Raw genomic sequence first — 1,966 nt, forward strand, 5'->3', positions numbered from 1 at the left:
GACGTGTTCGTCGGCGATATTGCACGGACGCTTTATAACGGCGGCACGATGGTCATCTGTCCGAAAGAGGATCGGATTGATCCAAGCCGTCTGTACGGCTGGATTCGCGATTATCAAATTACCGTGTTCGAATCGACGCCAGCCTTGATCGTACCGTTTATGCAGCATGTATACGAACACGGACTGGACATGAGCAGTCTGGAACTGCTGATCACGAGCTCGGATAGCTGCAGCGTGACGGACTACCGAGTGCTGCAAGAACGGTTTGGCGCAGATATCCGCATCATCAACAGCTATGGCGTCACGGAAGCGGCGATCGACTCCAGCTTCTACGACGAAGAGCTGTCGAAGCTGCCAAGCAGCGGGAATGTGCCGATTGGACAGGCGTGGCTGAATGCACGCTTCTACATCGTAGACAGCCAGCTGAATCCGGTACCGATCGGTGTACTGGGCGAGCTGTGCATCGGCGGCATCGGGGTAGCACGGGGGTACCTGAACCGTGCGGACCTGACAGCCGAGAAATTCGTGGCGAACCCGTACGTACCGGGTGAACGTTTGTATCGCACCGGCGACTTGGCGCGGTGGATGCCAGACGGCAATGTGGACTTTATCGGCCGGATGGACTATCAGGTCAAAATCCGGGGCTATCGGATCGAGCTGGGCGAGATTGAAACGGCGATCCAGCGGGTACCGGGTGTACGTCAAGCCGTAGTCATCGACCGGACGGACGAGCGTGGACACAAGTATTTGTGTGGATACATCACGGGAGAAACCGAGCTGCGGATCGAGGAAGTACAGGCCGCGCTGGAAGCCGGACTGCCAGCGCACATGGTGCCAGCACGGCTGATGCGACTGGAGACGATCCCGCTGACCAGCAACGGCAAAATTGACCGTAAGGCCTTGCCGGAACCGGAAGGCAGCATCCATACGGGAGCAGCCTATGTAGCCCCGCGTACCAAGGTGGAGCAAGTATTGGCTGCGGTATGGGCCGGAGTGCTCGGCGTGGAGGCCGTAGGCACGCAGGATAACTTCTTCGAGCTGGGCGGCGATTCGATCAAAGCGCTGCAAGTATCGTCCCGCTTGCTACAAGCAGGTTATCGACTGGAGATGAAAGACCTGTTCAGCCATCCAACGGTGTCTGCATTGGCGCTGAAAGTCCAATCCGTTACCCGATTGGCGGATCAGAGTGAAGTGGTAGGCGCTGTGAAGCTGACACCCGTTCAACACTGGTTCTTGGAGCAAAACCTGACGGATGCTCATCATCACAACCAGTCCATCATGCTGCATAACAAGGATGGTTTTGATGAAGCGGCACTGCGCACAGCGATGGATCAAATGGTTAGTCATCACGATGCACTGCGGATCGTTTTCCGTCCTACCGAACACGGGTATGAAGCCTGGAACCGCGCCATTGGCGAGGGTGAGCTGTATACGCTGGAACGCATAGACTTCAGCCATGAGTCGGAAGTGTCTGCGGCGATTGAGGCCAAAGCGAATGAAATTCAGGCGGGGATTCATTTAAGCGAAGGACCGCTGGTGAAGCTGGGGCTGTTCCATTGCCCAGATGGAGATCATTTGCTGATGGCTATTCATCACTTAGTAGTAGATACCGTTTCTTGGCGCATTTTGTTCGAGGATATTACGACAGCCTACGAACAAGCATTGAACGGACAACCGACTCGTCTTCCGCACAAAACGGATTCGTTCCGTACCTGGGCTGAGGGACAGTCTCACTATGCGAACGGCCCAGAAATGGCAGCAGAGCTCGCCTTCTGGCAAGAAGTAGAACAAGGTGTGTATGAGCCGCTTCCAAAAGACGAATCCCCTTCTCATTCCTTGAATAAAGACAGCGAGCTCATGACAGTCACGTGGACAGCTCAAGAAACGGGGCAGCTGTTAAAACAAGCACATCGTGCCTACAACACGGATATGAATGATTTGCTGCTGACCGCACTCGGCCTGGCTA

General features: G+C 55.2%; 1 protein-coding gene. It reads left to right on the forward strand.

Going from position 1 to position 1,966, the window contains the following annotated elements; genetic code table 11:
• Positions 1 to 1,966: condensation domain-containing protein (locus HFD99_RS24670; protein ID WP_167441039.1), on the forward strand; the 1,966-nt coding region annotated here is incomplete at both ends.

It is taken from the genome of Paenibacillus sp. EKM301P, assembly GCF_011800295.1.
Taxonomy (GTDB): Bacteria; Bacillota; Bacilli; order Paenibacillales; family Paenibacillaceae; genus Paenibacillus; species Paenibacillus polymyxa.